The organism is Streptomyces sp. H27-C3, assembly GCF_030063415.1.
In the GTDB taxonomy this organism is placed as follows: Bacteria; Actinomycetota; Actinomycetes; order Streptomycetales; family Streptomycetaceae; genus Streptomyces.
On record NZ_JASITA010000011.1, the window covers coordinates 37717 to 61686 of the forward strand.

Annotated in this window: 23 protein-coding genes; 10 read left to right on the forward strand and 13 right to left on the reverse strand. The window is 70.4% G+C overall.

Going from position 1 to position 23970, the window contains the following annotated elements; all coding sequences use genetic code 11:
* The first annotated feature begins 200 nt into the window (after window positions 1-200).
* The 7 genes from QMK30_RS13025 to QMK30_RS13055 all read left to right on the forward strand — a co-directional run bounded on the left by QMK30_RS13025 (window position 201) and on the right by QMK30_RS13055 (window position 7872).
* On the forward strand, window positions 201-1367 hold the full coding sequence (locus QMK30_RS13025) for an aminotransferase class I/II-fold pyridoxal phosphate-dependent enzyme (RefSeq protein ID WP_283517808.1): 1167 nt from the start codon (window positions 201-203) through the stop codon (window positions 1365-1367).
* Window positions 1368-1451: 84 nt separating this feature from the next.
* Window positions 1452-2108, forward strand: coding sequence for an HAD-IA family hydrolase (locus QMK30_RS13030; protein ID WP_283517809.1), 657 nt, complete (start codon window positions 1452-1454; stop codon window positions 2106-2108).
* Window positions 2105-3118 carry an LLM class flavin-dependent oxidoreductase gene (locus QMK30_RS13035; RefSeq protein ID WP_283517810.1) on the forward strand — a complete coding sequence of 338 codons (1014 nt, stop codon included), beginning with the start codon at window positions 2105-2107 and terminating at the stop codon, window positions 3116-3118. Before QMK30_RS13030 ends, QMK30_RS13035 begins: the two co-directional genes overlap by 4 nt.
* 3 nt (window positions 3119-3121) lie before the next feature.
* Window positions 3122-4738, forward strand: a complete 1617-nt coding sequence (locus tag QMK30_RS13040) for a serine hydrolase domain-containing protein (RefSeq protein WP_283517811.1) — start codon at window positions 3122-3124, stop codon at window positions 4736-4738.
* A gap of 65 nt (window positions 4739-4803) precedes the next feature.
* Entirely contained in the window at window positions 4804-5646 is an 843-nt protein-coding gene (locus QMK30_RS13045) for an SAM-dependent methyltransferase (RefSeq protein WP_283517812.1), read from the forward strand.
* The gene (locus QMK30_RS13050) at window positions 5639-6502 is read left to right on the forward strand and encodes a methyltransferase domain-containing protein (protein ID WP_283517813.1); all 864 of its coding nucleotides are present in this window, start codon (window positions 5639-5641) and stop codon (window positions 6500-6502) included. The genes QMK30_RS13045 and QMK30_RS13050 overlap by 8 nt, the downstream gene beginning before the upstream one ends.
* 5 nt (window positions 6503-6507) lie before the next feature.
* Window positions 6508-7872: a cytochrome P450 gene (locus QMK30_RS13055; protein ID WP_283517814.1), complete on the forward strand. Its 1365-nt coding sequence runs from the start codon at window positions 6508-6510 to the stop codon at window positions 7870-7872.
* Between the two features lie 93 nt (window positions 7873-7965).
* On the opposite strand, the gene QMK30_RS13060 is transcribed toward QMK30_RS13055, so the two are convergent.
* Both QMK30_RS13060 and QMK30_RS13065 read right to left on the reverse strand, forming a co-directional pair.
* Window positions 7966-8379 (reverse strand): PPOX class F420-dependent oxidoreductase, encoded by a 414-nt coding sequence (locus QMK30_RS13060; protein WP_283517815.1) that lies wholly within the window; start codon window positions 8377-8379, stop codon window positions 7966-7968.
* Window positions 8376-9410, reverse strand: coding sequence for an aldo/keto reductase (locus QMK30_RS13065; RefSeq protein ID WP_283517816.1), 1035 nt, complete (start codon window positions 9408-9410; stop codon window positions 8376-8378). The genes QMK30_RS13060 and QMK30_RS13065 overlap by 4 nt, the downstream gene beginning before the upstream one ends.
* A gap of 200 nt (window positions 9411-9610) precedes the next feature.
* On the opposite strand from QMK30_RS13065, the gene QMK30_RS13070 reads away from it, so the two are divergent.
* A complete protein-coding gene (locus QMK30_RS13070) occupies window positions 9611-10516 on the forward strand; it encodes a hypothetical protein (protein WP_283517817.1) in 906 nt (301 codons plus the stop codon).
* Between the two features lie 33 nt (window positions 10517-10549).
* Here the strand turns inward: QMK30_RS13070 and QMK30_RS13075 are convergent, their stop codons facing one another.
* The 3 genes from QMK30_RS13075 to cysD form a co-directional block, all read right to left on the reverse strand.
* Window positions 10550-11575, reverse strand: a complete 1026-nt coding sequence (locus tag QMK30_RS13075; protein WP_283517818.1) for a 3-dehydroquinate synthase family protein — start codon at window positions 11573-11575, stop codon at window positions 10550-10552.
* Between the two features lie 75 nt (window positions 11576-11650).
* A complete protein-coding gene (locus tag QMK30_RS13080; protein WP_283517819.1) occupies window positions 11651-13018 on the reverse strand; it encodes an MFS transporter in 1368 nt (455 codons plus the stop codon).
* A gap of 227 nt (window positions 13019-13245) precedes the next feature.
* Window positions 13246-14169 (reverse strand): sulfate adenylyltransferase subunit CysD, encoded by a 924-nt coding sequence (cysD, locus tag QMK30_RS13085; protein WP_283518008.1) that lies wholly within the window; start codon window positions 14167-14169, stop codon window positions 13246-13248.
* An 820-nt stretch (window positions 14170-14989) separates the two neighbouring features.
* Here cysD and QMK30_RS13090 point away from each other — a divergent pair.
* Window positions 14990-15130, forward strand: coding sequence for a hypothetical protein (locus QMK30_RS13090; RefSeq protein WP_283517820.1), 141 nt, complete (start codon window positions 14990-14992; stop codon window positions 15128-15130).
* A gap of 610 nt (window positions 15131-15740) precedes the next feature.
* Here the strand turns inward: QMK30_RS13090 and QMK30_RS13095 are convergent.
* Window positions 15741-16406, reverse strand: coding sequence for a siderophore-interacting protein (locus QMK30_RS13095; RefSeq protein ID WP_283517821.1), 666 nt, complete (start codon window positions 16404-16406; stop codon window positions 15741-15743).
* Between the two features lie 245 nt (window positions 16407-16651).
* Here QMK30_RS13095 and QMK30_RS13100 point away from each other — a divergent pair, with 245 nt between their 5' ends.
* Complete coding sequence (locus QMK30_RS13100) at window positions 16652-16975, forward strand: hypothetical protein (protein ID WP_283517822.1); 324 nt, start codon at window positions 16652-16654, stop codon at window positions 16973-16975.
* A gap of 63 nt (window positions 16976-17038) precedes the next feature.
* Here the strand turns inward: QMK30_RS13100 and QMK30_RS13105 are convergent, their stop codons facing one another.
* The 7 genes from QMK30_RS13105 to QMK30_RS13135 form a co-directional block, all read right to left on the reverse strand.
* Window positions 17039-17620, reverse strand: a complete 582-nt coding sequence (locus QMK30_RS13105) for a hypothetical protein (protein WP_283517823.1) — start codon at window positions 17618-17620, stop codon at window positions 17039-17041.
* Window positions 17620-18768 carry an ROK family glucokinase gene (locus QMK30_RS13110; protein ID WP_283517824.1) on the reverse strand — a complete coding sequence of 383 codons (1149 nt, stop codon included), beginning with the start codon at window positions 18766-18768 and terminating at the stop codon, window positions 17620-17622. Before QMK30_RS13110 ends, QMK30_RS13105 begins: the two co-directional genes overlap by 1 nt.
* A 220-nt stretch (window positions 18769-18988) precedes the next feature.
* Window positions 18989-19864: an ATP-binding cassette domain-containing protein gene (locus QMK30_RS13115; RefSeq protein WP_283517825.1), complete on the reverse strand. Its 876-nt coding sequence runs from the start codon at window positions 19862-19864 to the stop codon at window positions 18989-18991.
* Window positions 19831-20892: an ABC transporter permease gene (locus tag QMK30_RS13120; protein WP_283517827.1), complete on the reverse strand. Its 1062-nt coding sequence runs from the start codon at window positions 20890-20892 to the stop codon at window positions 19831-19833. Before QMK30_RS13120 ends, QMK30_RS13115 begins: the two co-directional genes overlap by 34 nt.
* A complete protein-coding gene (locus QMK30_RS13125) occupies window positions 20889-21902 on the reverse strand; it encodes a sugar ABC transporter substrate-binding protein (RefSeq protein ID WP_502963131.1) in 1014 nt (337 codons plus the stop codon). Before QMK30_RS13125 ends, QMK30_RS13120 begins: the two co-directional genes overlap by 4 nt.
* 125 nt (window positions 21903-22027) lie before the next feature.
* Window positions 22028-23026, reverse strand: coding sequence for a substrate-binding domain-containing protein (locus QMK30_RS13130; RefSeq protein WP_283517829.1), 999 nt, complete (start codon window positions 23024-23026; stop codon window positions 22028-22030).
* Between the two features lie 134 nt (window positions 23027-23160).
* Complete coding sequence (locus QMK30_RS13135; RefSeq protein ID WP_283518012.1) at window positions 23161-23880, reverse strand: GntR family transcriptional regulator; 720 nt, start codon at window positions 23878-23880, stop codon at window positions 23161-23163.
* Window positions 23881-23970 lie beyond the last annotated feature (90 nt).

Here is a 23970-nt window from a genome sequence, read left to right on the forward strand (position 1 = left end):
ACCCCCGTCTCCGTTCTCCCCACAGGACCGCGCGTACCAGCCCGGCCTGCCGGGGCTCCTCGTCGACGACCATGCCCCGCCGATCCACGGCAGACGGCGTCACCGCGAGCACACCGTGTCTCCGATCGGACCGAGCGATCGTCCCCAGCGCCACTTCCGTACGGCCGCCCCCCTCCCGCCAACGACCGAGAGGAACGACCATGTCATCCAGCCAGGCCCAGCAGGTTCTGACGTTCCCCGTGTGGCCACAGCACGGACCCGAGGAGCGTGCGGGCCTGCTGCGCGCGCTGGACCAGGAAGGCTGGTGGCGCAACGGGGGAAGCGAAGTGGACTCCTTCGAGAGGGAGTTCGCCGCTCTGCACGGGGCACCTCGGGCCATCGCGACCACCAATGGCACCCACGCCCTGGAACTGGCCCTTTCGGTGATGGGAGTGGGTCCGGGCGACGAGGTCATCGTTCCCGCCTTCACCTTCATCTCCTGTTCGCTCGCCGTGCAGCGGGCAGGTGCCGTACCGGTGCCCGCCGACGTGTACCCGGACACCTACTGCCTCGACGTCGACGCGGCGGCACGCGCGGTCACCCCGCGCACCAAGGCCGTCATGCCGGTGCACATGGCCGGGCAGTTCGCCGACATGGACGCGCTGGCGGAGCTGAGTTCCGCCACCGGCGTGCCGGTCCTGCAGGACGCGGCGCACGCGCACGCGGCACGGTGGCGCGGCCGGCGGGTCGGTGAGTTCGGCTCGATCGCGTCCTTCAGTTTCCAGAACGGCAAGCTGATGACGGCGGGCGAGGGCGGTGCCCTGCTGCTGCCGGACGAGGAGACCTACCAGGCGGCGTACCTGCGGCACGGATGCGGCCGGCCGCCGGGCGACCGACTCTACGAGCACCGCACCCAGGGATCCAACTACCGGATGAACGAGTTCTCGGCCGCGGTGCTGCGGGCTCAGCTGTCCCGCCTGGAGGGACAAATCGCCGTGCGCGAGGAGCGGTCGCGCCACCTCATGGCGGCCCTGGCACGCATCCCCGGCGTGGTCCCGCAGGGCCGGGACGACCGCGGCGACGTCAAATCGCACTACATGGCCATGGTCCGGCTGCCCGGTGTGACCGCGGAGCGCCGCCTGGCGCTGGTGGACGCGCTGCTGGCCCAGGGGATCCCGGCGTTCGTCGCGTTTCCCCCGGTCTACCGCACCCGTGGTTTCTGGGAAGGCCCCGCCTCCGGCGGCGTCGACGACATCGCCAAGCGCTGCCCCGTGGCCGAGGAGATCGGCAACGACTGCCTGTGGCTGCACCACCGGGTCCTGCTGGCCGACACTCCGGTCCTGGACCGGCTCGCCGAGGTGTTCGCCTCGGCCGTCGCCGCCGGCTGAGCCGCGACGGGGCCCTCGCGGGTCCACCTCACCTCACCTCAACCCGGGCACACGCAGTCGGCTCCAGTAAGGAAACGTGAGCACATGACGGCGCATCATGAGTACCGCACGGTGGTCTTCGATCTGGACGGCGTGCTCATCGACAGCTTCCAGGTGATGCGCCAGGCGTTCGCCCTCGCCTACCACGAAGTCGTGGGCCCCGGCGAGCCGCCGTTCGACGAGTACCGCACCCACCAGGGACGCTATCTCCCGGACATCATGCGCCTCATGGGTCTTCCTCTCGCGATGGAGGGGCCCTTCGTGGAGGCGAGCCAGCGGCTGATCCGCGAGGTGAAGGTGTATCCGGACGTTCCGCTGCTGCTGAAGCGGCTGCGCGAGTCGGGTGTCCGTACGGCCATCGCCACCGGCAAGTCCGGGGAGCGGGCGCGCGGGGTGCTCGATGTAGTGGGGTTGCTGCCGCTGTTGGACGCCGTCGTCGGGAGCGACGAGGTACCCCGCCCGAAGCCCGCCCCCGACATCGTGCTGGAGGGGCTGCGCCGAATCGGCGGCTCACCAGGAAGCGCCGTGATGGTGGGGGACGCGGTCATCGACCTCCAGGCCGGCCGGTCCGCGGGAACGGCCACGGCGGCGGCCCTCTGGGGCGAGACCTCCGCCGGCCCCCTCCGCGACGAACAGCCCGACCACGTCCTGGAGGAGCCGGCGGATCTGCTCTCCGTCGTTCTGGACGAGGCCTCCCGGTGAGCACCCCGGCGGCGGGACCCCGCCGGAGTGTCGTGGCGCCGCAGGGCGCCCGTCTCGAACTGGCCGGTCTCAGCGGCGACGAGGCGTGGCGGACGGTCGTCGAGACCGCCGAGCTGGCGCGTGCTTCCGGGTTCGACACCCTGTGGCTGGAGGACCGAACGGACACCCTGCCACGTCGCGAACTCCAGCCGGTGATCGAAGGGTGGACCGCTCTCGCCGCCCTCGCGGCGACCGTTCCCAACATCGGGCTGGGCCTGCTGAGCGCGGTGCCGCCGCACCGCAACGCCGTCGTCATCGCCAAACAGGCGGCGTGCGCCGACATCGTGTCCGGTGGCCGGCTCGTCCTCGGTCTGCCCACCGCCGACCACCTCTCCGAACACGTCGCGGCGGGGAGCACACCGCTGGGCGCCGATACCGCGTCGGCTCTCGGCGAGACGGTAGAGGCGCTGCGGACCCTCTGGTCCGGCGTCCGCACCGACCTCGACGGTGACGTGGTGACGCTGGCCGGAGCGCACGCGGTACCCGCTCCCGCCCAGTCCCGGCTGCCCCTGGTCGTACGGGCGGACGCGGCGCACCCGGATGCCGCCGCCCTGCTGCCGGAGGCCGCCGTACGCGAGTGCTCATCCGTGCAGTGGCAGGGCGAGCCGACAGAAGTGGCCCGCGCCGCAAGGGACTTCGGCCGACGCCGGGAGGCACTGCAGCTGGACCCCGCAGGCGTGCGGCACGCCCTGGTCGCGGAGTGCCGTGTCTTCGACGACCGGCTCGGCCGGGACCGCTGGCTGGCGACCCCGCATGTGGTGGTGTTCTGGAGCCACCACCCCGACCTGCTGGCCCGGCGCAATCTGTACGGGACCGTGGACCAACTCGTCGAGCGGGCGGGGCAGTACACCGCCTGCGGCGTGGAGGAGCTTGTCCTATGGTTCCGCGACTATCCCTCGACCGAGAGCATGCGCCGGTTCGCCGACGAGATAGCGCCCCGGGTGCCCACCGCACAGACCGCGGGGGTGTGAGCGATGACGATCCGCACCGGCCCCGCCACCACCGCCTTCCTCTCGGACAGCTGGCTGGCCACGACCGCGGGGCGGCTGCCCGCCCCCGATCCGCTGCCGCGCAGCACGGTCGCGTTCCGGCTGACCCTCACCGACCCGCCGTCCGGCATCACCGCCGCGACGGACGTCCTCGTCGGTCTGGAGGGCGGACGGCTGGGAATGACGCGGGCGGGCGGGGAGGCGCCCGGACTGCTGATCACCCTGCCGTACGCCGCGGCGTACGACCTTCTGCTCGGCCCCGCACGGGCCAGGGTGGAGGTCCTGGAACGCGGTGACGTGACGGTCGTCGGCAACTTCAGTCTGCTGTTCTTCGTCGACGCCGCGCTGGAACGCGACCGCGAGGGCCACGTCGCGGCCCTGCGCGACGGCACCGCCGTACCGCCAGGAGCGGTCCGCGCACCGGACGCGCGGGCCGGTCGGGACGGGGGGCGCGGCACCGCGGCGGCAGCGCCGCCTGCGGACACCGAGGCGGTCGCCCGGGCGGCGGAAGCCCTCCCACGGACGGTGCGCGAGCTGCGCCGCGAGGTGGGCGGCTCCACGCCCGGTGCGCAGTTCTACGTGTCCCTGGGCGGCAAGACCCTGGCCGACGCAGGCCTGGGCATGGCCCGCCCCGGGGTCGCCATGACCGCCGACTCCGCGCCCCTGTGGTACTGCTGCGCCAAACCGCTGCTCTCCGTGGCACTCGGCCGGCTGTGGGAACGGGGGGACTTCGATCCATATCTCCCGGTGGCCCACTACCTGCCCGAATTCGGGACCGGCGGCAAAGCGGCGATCACCTCGATGGAACTCCTCACGCACACCGCTCCGGTGCCCACCGGCGAGGACCCCCTGCACGGTGTGGTGGGGGCACCGGACGAGGTGCGGCTGCGCCGGGCGTTCGGCGCGGTGGTGGAACCGCGCCCGCCGGGCGCTCCGGCCGGCATCAACTACAGCCAGTGGTGGGCATGGTTCGTGCTGGCCCAGCTCCTGCCCGTGCTCGACGGGCGGGACTACGCCGACTACGCCGAGGAGGAGATCCTGCGCCCGTGCAGGATGGACCGCACCCGGGTGTACCTCACGCCGGACGACTACGACGCGTACGGAGACCGGCTCCCGCTCATCCACGTGAGCAACCTGGGCGACACTCCCCAGCCCGGCTACTTCTGGTCGACACGCGGCGCCACCACCCGCTGCATCCCCGGGGTAAACACCCGGGGACCCCTCAGCAACCTGGGCCGCCTCCTGGAGATGCTGCTCGCCGGGGGAGCGGCTCCCGGCGGACGCGTCCTGTCCCCAACGACCGTGGCGGCGCTGACTGGCCGTCACCGCACCGGACTGCGCGACCGGTACGGGAACGCCGACTGGGGATTCGGTGTGCGCCTGGAATGCCGCTCGCTGGGACCGGAGTTCACCAGCTTTTCCCGTCATACCTCGCCGCGGGCGTTCGGCCACGACGGGCTCTGGACCGCCACCGCCTTCGCCGACCCGCAGACGCACCTCACCGTGGCCGTCCACCTGAACGGAAAGGTGGAGCACGAGCGGCACCGCGAGCGCATCTTCCGCATCACCGACGCCGTCCACCAGGATCTGGGACTCGTCTGATCCGCACCCTCCGCTGCCCCGCCCAGCACCGGGCGCCGGTGGATCCCTTACGAGAAAGGCGCCCGATGGCACAGCAGCCCGCTCCTCCCTCCCTCCCCGTATCCGACGAGGTCGGCCGGCTCTACGACCGCTACACCGACCTCGGCAGTGTCACGCTGGGAGAGAATCTGCACTTCGGCTACTGGGACAGCCCGGACAGCACCACTCCCCTGAACGAGGCGACCGACCGGCTGACCGATCTGATGACGGACCGTCTGCGGATCGGCCCGGACTCCCGCGTCCTCGACCTCGGCTGCGGCACCGGCGCCCCCGGCAGCCGCATCGCCCAGCGCACTGGCGCCGACGTGACCGGCATCTCGGTGAGCCACAAGCAGGTGCAGCTGGCCAACGCGCTGGCCGCCTCGCTGAACCTGCGGGACCAGGTCCGCTTCGAGCGCGCCGACGCGATGGACCTGCCGTACGCCGACGGTTCCTTCGACGCCGTCATCGCGCTGGAATCCATCATCCACATGCCGGACCGGGCGCAGGTGCTGAGCCATGTCGCCCGGGTTCTGCGGCCGGGCGGCCGGCTGGTGCTCACCGACTTCTTCGAGCGCGCGCCGATCCCCGACTCGGGCCGGTCGGCCGTCGAACGGTATCTGCGCGAGTTCATGATGACGATGATCCAGGCGGAGGACTACCCGCCGCTGCTGCGCCAGGCCGGTCTGTGGTTCGAGGAGCTGACGGACATCAGCGAACCCACGCTGCGCCGCACCTTCATCGAGCTGTCCGCCCGCATCACCGGGTCGGCCCCGGAACTGGCCGCCGATTACGGCGGCGAGCTGGTCGACCAGTTCAACCCGGGCGACCTCGTCGGCGTCACGGAGTTCGGTCACCTGCTCGTCGTCGCGGTGCGCCCGGATGCCTGAGGCGCGGGAGCCCGGCGGCGAAAGCGGCGTCGGCGACTTCTACGACCGGATCAACGACGTGACGGCCGACGCCATGGGCGGCTTCCTGCACGGCGGTTACTGGGAGGGCGCCGACGACCCCAGCACCGTGGAGGAGGCTGGCATCCGGCTGACCGACTTCGTGTCCGACCGGCTCCGGCTCACCCCCGGAGACCGGGTCCTAGACGTGGGCTCCGGCAACGGCAAGGCGACGGCGCACATCGCACGGCGGCACGGGGCGAGCGTCACCGGCATCACACTCAGTCCTCACCAGGTCCGGCAGGCCACGGACCTGGCCGGAGCGTCGGGCCTCGCCGGCTCCGTGGAATTCCAGGTCCACGACATGCTCGCGCTGTCCTTCCCGGACGCGTCGTTCGACGCGGCGTACGCCATCGAGACGGTCTGCCACGCCCAGGACCGTACCGACGTCTTCGCGGGGCTGGCCCGGGTGCTGCGCCCGGGCGGGCTGCTGACGGTGACCGACTTCGTACTCCTGCGCCCCCTGGAGAGCGACGACCACCGGGCCCTCGTCGACGCCGCGATCAAGAACTACCAGCAGGGGCCCATGCTCACCCGGAGCGAGTACGAGGCGTGCGTGCGCACGGCAGGTCTCGAAGTGGTCGAGTTCCTCGACATCGGCGAGTTCGTCCGGCCGTCGTACCGAGTCGTCGGCAGCAACCTCGCCCGGTCCTGGGAGGCCCTGAAGGAACTCGTGACCGAGAGCGAGTTCCACTACATGGTGGAGGACCTCGGTCGCTTCGGGGACATCACGGAGCTCGGCTACGCCGTGGTGACCGCCCGCAGGCCCGGCCCACGGACAGCGGAAGGAAGGAACTGATCCCGATGACCCGCGCCCACACGAAACTCGCCCCTCCTGGCCGGTGGTCGGTGGCGTCCGCGCCCGGCCGGCTGCCGCTCCTGGGACACCTGCTGCCGATGCGTCGGCGCCCGCTGGAGTTCCTGACCTCGCTCCAGTACGAGGCCGATCTGGTCCGGCTGGAGATGAAGGGGCAGCCGATGTACATGGTCTGCCATCCCGAGCTGATCGACCAGATACTGAAGGAGCCCCGGACCTTCGACCGGGGCGGCCCGTTCTACGAGAAGACCCAGCTGCTCATGGGCAACAGCCTGGGCAACTGCCCCTACGCCGACCACCGGCGCCAACGCCGCCTGGTACAACCCTCGTTCCGGCGCGAGCGCATCGCCTCGTACCCGGAAGTGATGCGCGAGGAGGTGGAGACGGAGACGGCCACCTGGCGTCCGGGCGAGACGATCGACGCCAACGCGCGCATGCACGCGATCACCGCCCGGATTGGCGCGCGCGTACTGCTGTCCACCGACATCGGCAGGGACCACGTCGAACAGATCGTGCGCTGCCTGCCCATCGTCCTCAAGGGGATCTACCGGCGGATGGTCGCGCCGATCGATCTGCTCCACAAACTGCCGGGCCCGGAGCGCCGCGGTTTCGAGAGCGCCCTGGAGGAACTGCGAGTCCTCATCGACACGGTCATCGGCGACTACCGCGACGCCGGGGTGGACCACGGCGACCTCCTGTCCGGACTGCTGGCTGCCCGGTACGAGGACGGTGACCGGCTGGCCGACCAGGAGATCCACGACCAGGTGATGAACTTCCTCACCGCCGCCACCGAGACCACGGCGACGGCCCTGGCCTGGGCCCTCCAACTCCTGGGCCGACACCCGGAGTACGAACGCCGACTCCAGGAGGAGGCGGACGCCTTCATGGCGCTTGACGGACCGGAGGTCCGCGGCCCCGCGGACCTGCCCTACACCGGGCAGGTGGTCACCGAGGTGCTGCGTATGTATCCGCCGGGCTGGTTCGTCACCCGGGTCGTCTCGTCCGACACGGAGCTCGGCGGGGAGCCGCTGCCCGCGGGGACGGTCGTCTTCTACAGTTCGTACGCCCTGCAGCGCAATCGCGGTCTGTTCCCCGACCCGGAGCGCTTTGACCCGGACCGGTGGGCACCGGACCGGTCGGGGGATGTGCCGCGGGGCGCGATGATCCCGTTCGGCTCCGGCAGCCGCAAGTGCATCGGTGACGACTACGCCATGGCGGAGACGAGCCTCGCCCTGGTGACGATCGCCTCACGGTGGCGGTTGCGGCCCACCTCCGACACTCCCGTCCACCCGACGCCGCGTGCCCTGGTGGGCATGGGCCCGCTGCCCATGGTGACGGAACCGCGCGGCTGAACGGCCGGTGCGGCGCCCCGGGGTCCCGAGGGCGCCGCGCACCGCCCGCGCGTGCGGACCGGTACCCGCGGCGACCGACGGGAGGGTGCGGCACTACGAGACGTCGAGGACCCGTTCGGGCACGACCCGGACGAACACGAGGTCGTCGTCCGCCGGAACCTGGTCGCCCAGGAACTCCGCGTGCGACAGACCGGTGTACTTGCGCGAGAGCGCGTCCATCAGTCCCACGTGCTGTTCCGGCGGTTCGAGGTGGGCGGCCCCCCGGAAGGACACGTACGTATACGGGGCCTCGGACGGGTGCAGCAGTACGCCGACCCGGCGGGACCGCGCGAGATCGCGTGCCTTCCGGCTGTCCCGCTCGATGCCGAAGAGCACGTGCGACCCGTCGTGCGTGACCCACACGACGGTCTGGTGCGGCGTCCCGTCCGCCCCGACCGTGGCCACGACGGCGAAAACCGGCGCGTCCAGCAGCGCCCTGACACGTTCCGACAGCGGCACGCCGGTCATCGGGCCTCCCGGCCGTGCGTCGGCCGCCGGCGCAGGGACGGGTCCGACAGGACGCGCGGCACGTAGTGGCTGTCCGCCCGGTTGAGATCGGTGCCGGGCGGCACGATGGTGTCCAGCCGGTCCAGGACGCCGTCGTCGAGCACCACATCGGCACCGGCCAGCAGATCGGTCAGCTGCCCGGGTGTGCGGGGGCCGATGATGACGGCGGTGACGGCGGGATGGGTACGGACGAAGGCGAGCGCAAGGTGGGTAAGGGAGATGCCGGTGTCCGCCGCAACCTTCTTGAGGGCCGCCACGGCGCGTACCTTGGCGGCGTTCTCCGGCACGGAGAGGTCGAACCTGCGCGCCTCCAGGACGGCGCGGCCGACCCCCGGCCGGATGTCCTTGCCGGACAACCAGCCCGCCCCCAGCGGTCCCCAGGCGAGCACGCCCATGCCGTGCCGCTGCGCGGCCGGCAGGACGTGGGTCTCCACGCCGCGGGCGAGGAGGGAGTACTGCGGCTGTTCACTGCGGAAGCGGACGTGGCCACGGCGCTCGGCGGTCCACTGCGCCTCGACGATCTGGTCGGCCGGGAAGTTCGACGTACCGATCGCCAGGACCTTTCCCGACCGTACGAGATCGGACAGCGCGGAGAGCGTCTCGTCGATGTCGGTGTCCGGGTCGATTCGGTGCACCTGGTAGAGGTCGAGGTGGTCGGTGCCGAGCCGGCGCAGCGAGCCCTCGACCGCGCGCACGATCCAACGACGGGAGTTTCCCTGGTGATTGGCGTCGGAGCCCATCGGGCTGTGGAACTTGGAGCACAGGACCAGGTCGTCCCTGCGCCCCCGGATGGCCCTGCCGACGATGCGTTCGGACTCTCCCTCGCCGTAGATGTCGGCCGTGTCGACCAGATTGATGCCCGCGTCCAGGGCGAGCCGGACGACGCGGGCGGTCTCCGCCTCGTCCGTGTTGCCCCAGGATCCGAACATCATGGTGCCGAGGGCGAGTTCGGTCACGGACATGCCGGTCCCGCCCAGGATCCTTCGCCTCATACGACGTACGCCTCTCCGTCAGCGAACAGATGAGCCATGGCCGTACCACTGTGGCCTCTTCCCTCACGGTCGCACCAGAGCGCGTCCACGTTGTTTGCCCGTACGCGGCCTATAGCATGTGCCGCCCCGGCCGACTCGCCACTCAGCGGGCGGACATGCCCCGAGGCGCCGACCGCAGACTCCCACCACGCGAGGTCCCGATGTCTCATTCGCCCACGATCATCGACCGCGCGGAGCGGTTCAGCTGGCTCTCCGCCCGCCTGCTGGAACAGCACCGCTTCTCTTACCACTTCCTCGGGGGTGACGCGGACGCCGTGGAGACGGCGCTCGCGCCCTACGCCCGGCCCGACGGGGGCTACGGCTACGCCCTGGAGGCGGACGTGCGCGGGCCCGCCTCGCAACCGCTGCACGCCGCGACGGCGCTGCTCGTCCTGGACGAGATCGGGCGCTGCGACCCGGCGCACACGGCCCGGCTCCTCGGCCACCTCCCCACCCTGACCTCGCCGGACGGCGGCGTCCCCTCGATCCACCCGGGGGGCGCCGGTTACCCTTCGGCCGCCGTGCTCCCGCTGCGGACCGACCCGCCGGGGTCGCTGCTGTCGACCGGCGTGATCGCCGGGACGCTCCACCGCAACAACATCACGCACCCCTGGCTGGACGACGCCACCGAGTTCTGCTGGGCGGCCATCGACTCCCTGGAAAGCTCGCATCCGTACGAAGTGGAGGCGGCAGTCACCTTCCTCGACGGTGTCACGGACCGCGAGCGCGCCGCCAAATCGGCCGAGCGCCTCGAGTCGCTGGTCCGCGACCAGCGACTCGTGGTGACCGAACCGGCCCGCTCCGCGGAGTTCCCCGTGCACCCCTCGTACGCTCCGGGTGAGTACCACTACGTGTACGACGTCGCGCGGACACCCGGCTCACTGGCCCGTGGCTGGTTCTCCGACCGGGAGGTCGCCGACGCGCTGGACCATCTGACCGCCACGCAGCAGGACGACGGCGGCTGGCCCGTGCTGTGGCGGGTCTGGGCTCCCGGCACGCTCGCCGAGTGGCGCCCCATCGTCACGTTGAACGCCGTGCGCGTGCTCCGGGCGTACGGCAGGATCTGACGCGCGGCCGGCGACGCGTACGGCGCCCGGCCTTCAGTCGCTCTCCCGTCCCATCTCCGCGAGGGTGGACTCCACCACGCTCTCGGGCACGTCCTCGACCCGTTCCACACCGGACCGGCCGTCGAGCATGAAGGTGAGGCCGGTCGTCGCCTTCTTGTCCTGGCGCATGAACGCGATCAGGTCGGCCGTCCGCACGTTCGCGGGCAGCCGCTCGCGCAGTCCGTAGGAGCGTACGGTCTTCAGGTGCTCGGTCACGCGGGACTGGTCGACGCGCCCCAGAGCACCTGCCAGCCTGCCGGCGAACACGGTGCCGATCGCGACACCTTCGCCGTGCCGCAGCGCGAAGTCCGTGGCGCGTTCCAGCGCATGGCCCAGAGTGTGGCCGTAGTTCAGAATGTGGCGCAGTCCGGCGTCCCGCTCGTCCGCGGCCACGACGGACGCCTTGAGGGCAACGCTCGCAGCTATCTGCTCGTGGACTGGCAGCCCCCGCAGGTCACCAGCGCCGATGAAATGGCAGCGGGCGATCTCGCCGTACCCGTTGGCCCACTCCTCCGGCGGGAGGGTGCTCAGCAGGTCGGTGTCGCAGAGGACCGCCCGCGGCTGCCAATAGGCTCCGACCAGGTTCTTGCCCTCGGGCAGGTTCACCGCCGTCTTGCCGCCGACTGCCGCGTCGACCTGCGCGAGGAGCGTGGTCGGCAGGTGTACGACTGCGACTCCCCGGTGGTAGAGGGACGCCGCCAGCCCCACGACGTCCGTCGTGGTGCCTCCGCCACAGGAGATGACAAGGTCGGCGCGGGTCAGGCCGTACGCGGCGAACTCCCGGCACAGGTCGTGCACGGTGGCCAGCGTCTTGTGGTGCTCCCCGTCCCGCGCCCGGATCACCCGGTGCGGCACCCCCGGGTCCGGTACGGTCCCCGCAGGCCGCGCCGACACCACCACCGCCCGCGCGGCACCGGTGCCCGCCACGGTCCCGGGGAGCAGCGAGCGCGCCCCGGGACCGATGTGGACGGGATAGGAACGGTCACCCAGCTGTACGTCGATGCGCCGCGCAGTCGTCATGCCCACAGTCTGCGGATCAGGCGTGGCACGGAACAGATCGCCGCGAGCCAACCGGTCGGCCTTCTTCCGTCCGCGTCAGGCTGATGATTCGCGCTGCTGCTTCGGCAACAGCGCCGCCATGACAGTGCTCAGCATGATGGTCAGTCCGGCCACCAGGAAGGCACGCCCGAACCCGGACGCGAGTGCCTCTGTCCCCTCGCCCGCGTCGGCCGCACGGCTGGTGGAGATCGACGCCAGCAGGGAAAGGCCGATGGCTCCGCCGATGGTGCGCGAGGTGTTGACGAGTCCAGCCGCCAGGCCGGCCTGGGACAGGTCCACTCCTGCGGTCGCCGACACCGCCAGCAGCGTCATCATCAGGCCCGCGCCGCAGGAGAGGAGGATGCCGGGCCCCAGCAGGGTGCTCAGGAACGTACCGTCGGCACCCATGAAGCTCTGCCAGACGAAGCCGACCGACGTGAGCAGTCCGGCCAGCATGAGCAGGGTCCGGCCGTCGATCCACTGGAGCAGCCGGGGTGCGAACTGCGAGGCGAGGATGATGGAAACGGTGTGCGGGAGGAGGGCCAGTCCGGTCTCGACGGCGGAGTAGCCGAGAACGTTCTGCATGTAGAGGGAGAGGAAATACCACATCGCGTAGAAGCCGGTTCCGCTCACCAGCGTGATGGCGTTGGCCACCGATACGGATCGGATACGGAACAGGCCGAGTGGCACGAGGGGCTCGCTCGTACGCCGTTCCACCGCGACGAAGGCGACGAGTCCGGCGCAGCCGATCACCAGCGGCACCAAGGTCTCCACAGCCGCCCAGCCCTGTACCTCGATCCGCGAGATGCCGTAAGCCAGGCTGCCCACGCCCACCGTGACCAGCAGCGCGCCCAGCAGGTCGATCCGGTGCACCTTCGGGCGGTGGTTCTCCGCCAGCCACACCGTCGCCGCGATCAGCACGATGACGCCCAGCGGCACATTGACCAGGAGCACCCAGCGCCACGAGAGGTAGTCGGTGAGCAGACCGCCCACGAGTCCGCCGAGTGCCCCGCCGCCCGTCCCCACAGCCGTCCACGCGGCGACAGCACGGACCCGCTTCCGTCCCTCGGGGAACGTCGTGGTGAGTATCGTGAGCGTGGCGGGCGACAAGATCGCCGCCCCGATTCCCTGCAGTGCCCGCGCCACGATCAGCATCCACGGTGCGTTCGCGAGGCCGCCCAGCAGGCTCGCGAACGTGAACACCCCCAGGCCGAGGACGAAGACTTTCTTGTGGCCGAACAGGTCGGAGGCCCGGCCGCCGAGCATGAGAAGCCCCGCGAAGGTGATGACGTAGGCGTTCACCACCCACTGCAGGCCGCCCTCACCGATGCCGAGTCCGGCACGGATGGACGGCAGGGCGACGTTGATGACGGAGATGTCGAGGACCACGACGAACTGCCCTACGCATGCCGCCAGGACGGCCACCCACAGGGGTCCCCGTGAGCCTCGCGCCGTCTCGACGCGGTCAGCTCCTGAAGTTAAGTGTTCCATGGGTAACATCGTCCTCATTTCGTCCCGGGCGATCGACAGTCCACTGAGGGCCCGGCCTATCCCAAAGGACCTAGGTACGCGTGCGAGCCCTCGGCCGGTCCGGTGGCTGCGGCGCGCGGGCGGGACCAACCGGCTCACCGAGTGTGTCGAGGGGGGCGTGGTCAGAAATACCCGTCGCGCTTGCGGTCCTCCATGGCGGACTCGGAGAGTCTGTCGTCGGCCCGGGTGGCTCCCCGCTCGGACACCCGGGACACGGCGATCTCCGCGATGACCTTCTCGATGGTATCGGCCACGGACTCGACCGCCCCAGTGCATGACATGTCACCGACGGTTCGGTAGCGCACCCGGCGCTTTCCCACGGTTTCACCGTCGCCGGGTCCGCCCCACTCGCCCGGCGCAAGCCACATGCCGTTCCTGGCAAACACCTCGCGGTCATGTGCGTAGTAGATCGAGGGCAGTTCGATCCTCTCCCGGCGGATGTACTGCCAAACGTCCAATTCGGTCCAGTTGGACAGAGGGAACACCCGGACGTGCTCGCCGGGCGAGTGACGGCCGTTGTACAGCTGCCACAGCTCGGGACGCTGGCGTCGCGGATCCCAGCCACCGAACTCCTCGCGCAACGAGAAGATCCGCTCCTTGGCCCGCGCCTTCTCCTCGTCGCGGCGCGCACCGCCGAGTACCGCGTCGAAACGGTTCTTCTCGATGGCGTCCAGCAATGGCACCGTCTGCAGCGGGTTGCGTGTTCCGTCCGGCCGCTCCTGCAACTCCCCGCGGTCGATGAACTCCTGCACCAGGGCGACATGCAATCGCAGCCCGTGGCGTGCGACGGTCCGGTCCCGGTAGTCCAGCACTTCCGGGAAGTTGTGCCCGGTGTCGACGTGCAGCAGCGCGAAGGGCACCGGCGCCGGCGTGAACGCCTTCAACGCCAGATGCAGCATCACGATCGAGTCCTTGCCGCCGGAGAACAGGGTCACCGGCCGTTCGAACTCCCCCGCCACCTCACGAAGGATGTGCACCGCCTCCGACTCCAGCTGTTCCAGATGCGACAAGGCCCGCCGGGGGACGCGCTCTCCTTCTCTCACCACAGCCTCGCCCCCGGCTGCGGCGCCCCTCCGGCCGACGAGCAGGGAGGGATTCTCGCGTCCGTGTTCCGTACTCAACAGCGTCCTCCACGAGGTCGGAGCGGTTTCGGGGTGATCCCGGCCGGGGGACGTGCCGGTCGAAGCGCGAGGTTACGGCGTTGTGCGGTGGCGATGGGAAGAGTCGCGCTGCAGTTCGAGGAAGGGGCCTGAGCAGCTCAACCGGCATCTGGCACCGGACCCGGCAGCCACGGGTCGCCGTAGTACGGGAGAACCCAGCCCACGGTCATGGACGCGCCGCTCCTGGTACCACGCCCGGGCAGCACGGGAGGACGTCGACAACGAGCCGGAGACCCGTGTTGGAGCAGGTAAATTGTGTCAACCACCCGACTCAGGCGTCAAGGTGCCCCCAGCAACCACTCCGATCTGGCCGAAAGGCCCTCCTCGGGCCGCGCCTTCGGGTGCCTCCGGTCCATCTGGAAAGACCTCCGCCCCGCTGTTAGCTTGATGCCTCGCCCGCTTACGACCTAAGGGCTGTCCCGCAATCCCTGGCAGGCGCACGACGACAGCTACGGCACCTCGCCGCGTTGTCGGAACGCCCGAATACGTCCAGTATGCGAACGTCCCTCCGCCTTGCGATGCACCGCATCTGACGCCGTGCGCTGATCCACCAGGGATTACGGGACAGCCCTTAGGGAGCAATGGAGCGTGGATCAGCGAGCGGCGTCATGCGGCTTCGCATTCAAAGCGGAGGAGGGAGGCGACGCGGAGCGTCGTCGACCGACGACAACGCCGGAGGCGGAGTCGCAGGACGGCGGACATCGCAATGGAGCCGAAGGACACCCCTCTGCTCACGGCGGCGTCCGCGCTCCACCTCCCAATCCTCCACGGCCACCATATGCTCGACCACCAACTGGGCCTCTACCAGGCGTTCTTCGACCTCCGGGACATCGGAGTGGCCTCGTAGCAGCCGCTCCCTGCCGGGCGCGCACAGCGGTGCCACGGCGATGCCGGGCCCGTTGTCCCTCACCGAATACCAGGCAGCGAATGGACACGTCCGAGCCGACGGGCCGCATCAGGCAGGCCCAAGTGCCCCGCCGTGCCGCTGCTGATCATCGAGAGCATGGTGGACGAGGACTCCGACCAGGAGGCGCTGTTCCGTGGGCTGCTGCTGACGGTGCTGGTCGGCGGCCAGGACCAGCCGGAGTCGGAATTACCAGACCCTGGCCGAGCGGGCCGGCCTGCGGGTGCGGCGCAGCATCCCGGTCGGCGGCGACCTGCGCATCCTGGCTTCCGTCCCGGTCTGAGGAACGCGCACCGGAGTACTCCCAGGGCTCAGCGTTGGGCTGTTTCCCGTACCCTCCGCCGGGAGTCCGGGCGCCGGCGCCGCGAGGAGGCCCCGGACGAGGCCGGCGAGCAGGCTCCGTACTCCGAGGCCGATGTGGACGGAGTAGGAGCGCGCTCCCGGCGCAACGTCGATGCGCTGTACCGCAGCGGAGTGCCGCGTACGCGTCATGAGCCCTGTCATAGCGATCCCCGTTCACCCCGCGCGAGAGCGCCTTCCGCCCCCGTCGGCCTCAGAGGATGCCGCTCTTGCCCGCGGTCCAGTGGATCTGAGTCCGCACCGCGTAGCGGGGCCAGCCCCGCTCACCGCACAGGTGGCGTACCACGGCCCGGCAGGTCGTCGCCTCGCCCGCGACGTAGGCGACGCCGGGCTCGGGCGGCAGTTCCAACCGCCGTACGGACTCCAGCAGCAGCCGCGAGCCCACGGCGGAAGCGCGGCCACGGTGCACCCAGGGAAGACTCCGCGGACCGTGGGGAGCGGAGAATTCGCCGTCCGGCCCGGTCGTCTCCAACACCCCGCAGGCCGCCACCCCGGCCGGCAGCGCGGCCAGCATGGTCAGCAGTGGTACCGCGCCGGTCTCCTCGCCGATGAAGACGTGGTAGCGCGCCCTGGGCTCCAGCGTGATCCGGTTGCGCGGCACACCCACACGGGTCCGGGCCCCTGTCACGACGGAACTCGCCCACCAACTGCCCGGCCCGCCCGGCCGGTGCAGTGCGATACGCAGAGTCAGCGTGGCACGCGACGGGCTGCGGGCCCACACAGAATACGTCCGCAGCCTCGGTACGCCCTCCACGTCCTGCACCTCCACCGGCAGGTGTGCGCCCGGTTTGCCGCGCAGGACCGCGAGCGCGGGACCCGTGAGGGTCAGCTCCCGCATACTTGGCGTGACGTCACTCACCTCAGCCACTTTCACATCCAGCATTCGGGTGTCATGAAACCGCCGACCCTGCCCCGTGCCGCGCCGGGGCATGTCATAGAAACTCACCCGCCCAGCCCTCCTTGATTCCCTCGACCGGTCAGACACCCGCCGCCGTTCAGTATGCCCGTGCGCTGGGGCCCCATTGATCCCTTGGCCGCCCACGGTTATGGTTCCCGGGATTCGGGGCGCACCGGGACCTGGCCGGGGACGACGGACGGTTCGGTATGACCACGGAACACCAGCTCATCACCGGCAGTACCCGATTGTTCGGGGTGATCGGAGATCCGGTCGAGCAGGTGCAGGCGCCCTCGATGATGAACCCGCTGTTCACCCGGCTCGGCATCGACGCGGTCCTGCGGCCCGTTCCCGGTCATGGGCGCAACCGCTGCAGACGCCGGGTCGGAGCATCGACGACTTCGGGGCTGCGCAGCCGTGCGATCGTCCCGCGCGGCCAGCGCACCGCTCACTTCTTCTTCAGGGACGCGTCGAGGGGCGCGGGGGCCGACCGCCCCCCGCGCCCCGAGCTTTCAACACCATCTACCGGCTGACTGCGCCGGCCTTCTTGTTCCGCGTATCCGCCTGGGAGGGCGGAGGTGCGGGGCGGTCCGTGGTCAGGGGGTGGCTGCCGAGACTGCGTAGACCAGCGGGCGGGCCGGATCGCTCTCGTCGACGGTGATGTCGACGGTGGGCAGCGGGTCCTTCTCGGCGACCGTGGTGCCGGCCCAGTCGTCGCCCGTATTGAGGTCCCAGCCCGCGATCCCGGCGTCGCGCTCGCTGATGGAGACATGGCCGGCCTTGAGGGCGGAGCGGCTGATTCCCAGGTCGTTCAGGAACCAGTCGAGGTCCGCGGGGACCGTGCGGAACTGGACGTACAGCCTGCTGGTCTTCCAGTTGTTCGTCTCGTAGTACGCGACGTCGGTGGCCGCGTTCGGGACCGGGATGTCGTAGATGCGGCGCTGCACCCGGGACGGGAAGCCCTCGGTGAGGCCGGTCGCGGAGGCCGCCTTCGCCTTGTCGCGTCCGCTGTCGCGGCTCTGCTCGGCGGAGATCAGCAGATAGCCCGCGGGGACTCCGATGAGCAGCACGATGGTGATCGCCGTCAGCCAGCGCCGGGTGATGACGTGACGGCGGCTCTCGGGGCGCTTGCCGCCGTCCTCGGGGGGCGGGGACTGACGGGGCACGGAGGGGGGCATTACGGGGATCCCTGGGTGGTGGTGCGGATGGCCTGCGCGTAGCGCTCATAGCGTTCGTAGCGCTCCACGCGGCGCCGGCTGGTCCGGCGGAACCGGCGGGCGACGAGGCGGGCGAGGTCGGCGGCGCCGACCATGCCGGCCTCGGGGCCGAGCTGGGCCTTGGCGATACGGGCCTCGGGGCGGTAGCCGCGGCCCGTGAGGTGGCGGCGGAAGGCGTCGCGGGCCGGGCCGATCAGCAGGTCGTCGGCGGCGCTGACGCCGCCACCGATGACGAAGCAGGAGGGGTCGAGGGCGGCGGCGAGGTTGGCGATGCCGACGCCGAGCCACTGGCCGATGTCCTGGAGGAGTTCGACGCACATGGCGTCGCCATCGCGGGCCAGCTCGGTGATGAGCGGCCCGGTGATCTCGTTGACGTTGCCGCCGACGCGCTCGATGAGGCCGTGCGCGACCGGGGAGTCCGCTGCGGCGAGCTCACGGGCCTCGCGGACCAGGGCGTTGCCCGAGCTGTACTGCTCCCAGCAGCCGCGGTTTCCGCACGGGCAGCGGTGTCCGCCGGGCACCACCTGCATATGGCCGAACTCGCCGGCGACGCCGTATTTGCCGCGCTTGACCTGGCCGTCCTCCAGGATCGCGCCGCCGATGCCGGTACCCAGCGTGATCATCACAAGGTGGTCCTCGCCGCGGCCAGCGCCGAAGCGCCATTCGGCCCAGGCTGCGGTGTTGGCGTCGTTGTCGACCAGGACGGGCACGGCCAGGCGCGCCGTGATCGCGTCGCGCAGCGGCTCATTGCGCCAGGCGAGGTGCGGGGCGAAGAGCACCTTCGAGCGGTCGGCGTCGACCCAGCCGGCCGCGCCGATGCCCACCGCGTGCACATCGTGGCGGTCGGAGAGGTCGAGGACCAGCTCGACGATGGTGTCCTCGACGACCTTGGGGCTCTTGGACTTGTCCGGCGTCTCGGTGCGGATCTTCTCCAGGATGACGCCGTCGGCATCGACGACACCGGCCATCACCTTCGTGCCGCCGATGTCGATTCCGACGGTGGGCACCCGGGGCGCGGTGAGGTGGGAGCGCCGCTCACGGGTCCCGACCGTGCGCAGGACGGTGGCGCGGGCGGAACCGCGGTGCGTGATGTCCCGGTAGGTGCTCATCGGGCGGCCGCCGTCCTGCCGACGGGGGCGGGGGTGGGGGCGTGTACTCGCACGGCTCGGTTCGTCCCTGGGTGGTCTCGGTGGCCGGCCGTCGCCGGCGGCGAACGGCGCCCGCCGGGGCCGATTCTGTCACCCCATTGTGCGCGGCGACCCAGTACGAGGGGGTGAGGCGCCCCACCTCCTGCCCCCTCCGGCCGGTTTCGCCGCCCCGGCAGCGGGCTCAGTCGTCCTTGGCGGGGGTGTCCTTGGGGACGGAGTCCCTCGGGTGCCCGCCGAGGTGTGTCGGGGCGGGGGCGCGCTCCAGTTCGTGGCTGAGTTCCTCCAGCTCGCTGCCGCCCGCCATCTGGCGGGTGAGCTCGTCCAGGGTGATCTCGTCACGGGTGTGGCTGCCGGCCATGATGCCGCGCTTGAGGAGCACGAAGCGGTCCCCGACCAGGTAGGCGTGGTGCGGGTTGTGGGTGATCAGGACGACCCCCAGGCCCGCGTCGCGCGCCGCGGCGATGTACTTCAGGACGACGCCCGACTGCTTGACGCCGAGGGCGGCGGTCGGCTCGTCGAGGACCAGGACCTTCGCGCCGAAGTAGACGGCGCGTGCGATGGCCACGCACTGGCGCTCGCCGCCCGAGAGGGTGCCGATGGGCTGGTCGACGTCGCGCAGGTCGATGCCCATGCGCAGCATCTCGGTGCGGGTGGTCTCCCGCATGAAGGCGGTGTCGAGGCGCTTGAAGGGGCCCACGCCCTTGGTGGGCTCCGAGCCGAGGAAGAAGTTCCGCCAGACGGGCATCAGCGGGACGACGGCGAGGTCCTGGTAGACGGTGGCGATGCCCCGGTCCAGTGCCTCGCGCGGGGAGCTCAGGTGCGTCTCGTGGCCCTCCATCGAGAAGGTGCCCGCGTCGTGCTGGTGCAGCCCCGCGATGATCTTGATGAGGGTGGACTTGCCCGCGCCGTTGTCGCCCAGCACACAGGTGATCTCGCCCGCGTGGACTTCGAGTGAGACGCCCTCCAGCGCCTTGATGTTTCCGTAGAACTTGCTGACGTCGTCGAGCTCGACGAGGGCCACCGTCATTTCGTCGCCTCCGCGCGCTTGCGTACCCATGCGTTGAGCAGGGTGGCCAGAAGGAGCATCGCTCCGAGGAAGAACTTGAACCAGTCGGGGTTCCACTCGGCGTACACGATGCCCTTGCTGGTCATGCCGAAGATGAAGGCGCCGACCGCGGCGCCGACCGCCGATCCGTAACCGCCGGTGATCAGACAACCGCCGATGACGGCCGCGATGATGTACGTCAGCTCGTTTCCGACGCCTTCGCCCGACTGGACGACGTCGAACGAGAAGAGCAAATGCTGGCCCGAGATCCAGGCGCCCAGGGCGACGCCCATGTAGAGCCCGATCTTCGTCTTGTTGACCGGGACGCCGACCGCGCGCGCCGCGCCCTTCTCGCCGCCGACCGCGAAGATCCAGTTGCCGGAGCGGGTGCGCAGCAGGATCCAGGTGGCGACGGCGATCAGCACGGCCCACCACAGGATGGTGACCTTGAGGTTGACGCCGCCGATCGTGGTCTGCGAGGCGAAGACCTGCCTGGCGGACTCGAAGCCCTCCATGTCGCTGATGCCCTTGGTGGAGACCGTGCCACTGATCAGCTTGGTGAGGCCCAGGTTCAGACCGGTCAGCATCAGGAACGTACCGAGAGTGATGATGAAGCTCGGCAGTTTGGTACGGGTGAGCACGAAGCCGTTGAAGACGCCGATGGCGAGCGTCACCAGGAGCGAGACGAGGATGCCGACCCAGACGTTGGCCGTCATCTGGTAGCTGAACATCGAGGAGACCAGCGCCGAGCTGGTCACCATGACGCCGGCCGACAGGTCGAACTCGCCGCCGATCATCAGCAGCGCCACCGGGACGGCCATGATGCCGATCACCGAGGCCGCGTACAGGACCGTGCCGAAGCTGGACATCCGCAGGAAGCTGTCCGCGACGACCGAGAAGAACAGGAAGACGGCGACGGCGCCGACCACCGAGCCCAGCTCGGGGCGGCCGAGCAGCTTGCGCAGCGGTGAGGCCTTGATCAGCCGCTCGTCGGCACTCGCCCCGCTGCCGGGTACGGGCGCCGGTGCGGTCGCGGTCATCGGGTCCCCCGCTTCGTGTACGCCTCCAGCGCGGGGGCGTCCTTCTTGGTGATGATCTGCGGTCCGGTGAGGACCGGCTTGCCGCCGCCGAGGACGTTGTCGTTGTACTTGTAGAGCCACAACAGGTCCACGGCCTGGTAGCCCTGGAGGTACGGCTGCTGGTCGACGGCGAAGCCGAGCGTGTCGTCCTTGAGCGCGGTGACGACCTTGGCGTTGAGGTCGAAGGTGTCGATCTCGGCCTCGCTGCCCGCCTGCTCCTTGGCCTGGACGGCGGCGTCCGCGAAGGGCGCGCCGAGGGTCACGACGGCGTCGATGCCCTTCGTCGACTGGAGCTTCGCCTCGATGGACGCCTGTACGTCGGGCATGTTCGTGCCGTCGACGTAGAGGTTCTGCATGTCGCCGTCGAAGGTCTTCTTGGCGCCGGCGCAGCGCTGCTCGTGGCCCACGTTGCCCTGCTCGTGCAGGATGCACAGCGCCTTCTTGCGGCCGCGCTTGCCGAGCTCCTCGCCGACGGCCTCGCCCGCGATGGTCTCGTCCTGCCCGATGTGGGTGAGCGCGCCGAACTCCTTGGACTCCGCCGTGCCCGAGTTGACCGTGATCACCGGGATGCCGGCCTTCGTGGCCCTGGCGACCGCGGCCTTCATCGCATCGGGCTTGGCGAGCGAGACGATCAGCCCGTCGACCTTCTTGTCGACGTAGGAGTCGACCAGCTGAGCCTGCTGCTGGCCCTCGTCGTTGTGGGCATACAGGAACTTGATGTTGTCCTTGGCCGCCGCCTGCTCGGCGCCCTTCTGGACGATGTCCCAGAAGCTGTCGCCATCGCCCGAGTGGGTGACCATGCCGATGGTCCAGCGCGGAGTGTTCACCGCGGCCTTGCCCTGGGCGGCCTGCTGCGAGGCCCGCTCTTCGGCGCGCTTGCCGCCCGTGCTGCTGCAGCCCGCCAGCGAAGCTCCGAGCACCGCCGCCAGCACCGCGCCCATCGCGCGTACCCCTGTCCGAACCCTTGCCACGACGCCGTGCCCTTCTCGTACTCCTCGGTGCGTCCGGGGATCATTCAGACCGTCCCCGGCCGCCCAAGTATCTACGAGCTTGCGCCGACCTCGCCCAGCAGGTCCCGGCTGCGCGCGGCGCGCGCTCATCGGGTACCACGGGCCGTGTACTTCTCCAGCGCGGGGACGTCCTTGCCGGTGACCACGGCCGGTCCGGTCAGAACGGGCCTGCCGCCGCCGAGGACGTTGCCGTTGGTCTTGTAGAGCCACAGCTCGTCGACGGCGAGGTAGCCCTGGAGGTAGGGCTGCTGGTCGACGGCGAAGCCGATCTCCTTGGCCTTGAGCTGCTTGACCACTTCGGCGTTGAGGTCGAACGTGTTGACCTCGGCGTCGCTGCCGGCGCCGGTCTTCGCCTTGACGGTGGCCGCCGCGAAGGGCGCGCCGAGGGTCACGACGGTGTCGATGTCCTTGCCGCTCTCCAGCTTCGCCTCGATGGAGGAGGTCGACGCGGGCATGTTGGTGCCCTCGATGTTGAGGTTCTCGACGGTGCCTTCGAAGGTCTTCCTCACTCCGGCGCAGCGCGCTTCGAGCGAGACGTTGCCCTGCTCGTGGATGACGCAGAGTGCCTTCTTCTTGCCGCGTTTGTTGAGTTCCTCGCCGACCGCCTCGCCTGCCACGGATTCCTCCTGGCCGATGTGGCTGAGCGCGCCGGTGGCCTTGGAGTGCTCGCCGCCCGAGTTGATGGTGACGACGGGTATGCCGGCCGCGACGGCCTTCTTGACGGCGGCGGCGACCGCCTCGGGCTTGGCCAGCGTCACCACGATCCCGTCGACCTTCTTGTCGATGTAGGACTCGATGTGCTGGGCCTGTTCCTTGCCCTCCTTGTTGGCGGCGTAGAGGAACTCGACGTTGTCCTTGGACGCGGCCTGCTCGGCGCCGCTCTGGACGATGTCCCAGAACGTGTCGCCCTCCCCGGAGTGCGTCACCATGGCGATCTTCAGGCGCTTGGTGGTGACGGTCTTGCCGGTCTCCCCGTCGCCGTTCTTGCCGGTGTCCTCGGAGTCCTTGCCGCCCGAGCCGCTGCACCCGGCGAGTGCGAGCGCGCACACGGCGAGGAGGGCTGCTGCCTTGCGGTGGGTACGCATCGTGGGTTCCGCCTTGTCTCCCGGCCGCCCCGTTGCGGCTGGGGGGAGTTCTAGCGGCGTACGTGCGACCCCGTCAAGACTTTGTCCGAACATTCTTACGCGGGCTTGCCCGGAGAGGGTCCGGCGGCTGCTCGTTACGGCCTGACGAGCAGCTGGAACTCGAAGGCGTAACGCGAGGCGCGGTAGAGGTGCGAGCCGAACTCCACGGTCCGTCCGGTGTCGTCGAACGTCGTGCGCTGCATGGTCAGCAGTGGCGCGCCCTCCGCCTCCGCCAGTTGCCGTGCCTCCTGGGGGCCGGCGGCGCACGCGCCGACCGTTTGGCGGGCGCTGTGCAGGGTGATCCCCGCGGAGCGCATCATCCGGTACAGGCCGGTGGCTTCGAGGTGTTCGGTGTCGAGCGGGAGCAGCCCCATGGGCAGGTGGTTGCGCAGCCGGGCCATCGGTTCATTGTGCGCCAGGCGCAGCCGCTCGACGAGATGGACGTCGCTGCCCTCGGCAACCCCGAGCGCGGCCGCGACCTCGGCGGTCGCCGGTTCGACGGTGTTGCGCAGGACCTGGGTGGCCGGGCGCTGGCCGGCGGCCTCCAGGTCGTCGTACAGGCTGCTCAGTTCGAGGGGGCGCTTGACCTGGCTGTGTACGACCTGGGTGCCGACGCCGCGGCGGCGGACCAGGAGGCCCTTGTCGACGAGCGACTGGATGGCCTGACGGACGGTGGGGCGGGACAGGCCGAGGCGTCCGGCCAGCTCTATCTCGTTGCCGAGGAGACTCCCCGGGGCGATCCGGCCCTTCTCGATGGCCGCCTCCAGCTGCTGGGACAGCTGGAAATAGAGCGGGACCGGGCTGTTGCGGTCCACGCCGAGTTGGAGGGAGACGGTGGGATTCGCCGCGTGTTTCGACACGCCAGAGAGCGTATCCCCAGGTAATGCCCCCTGGTAGTCCTGAAG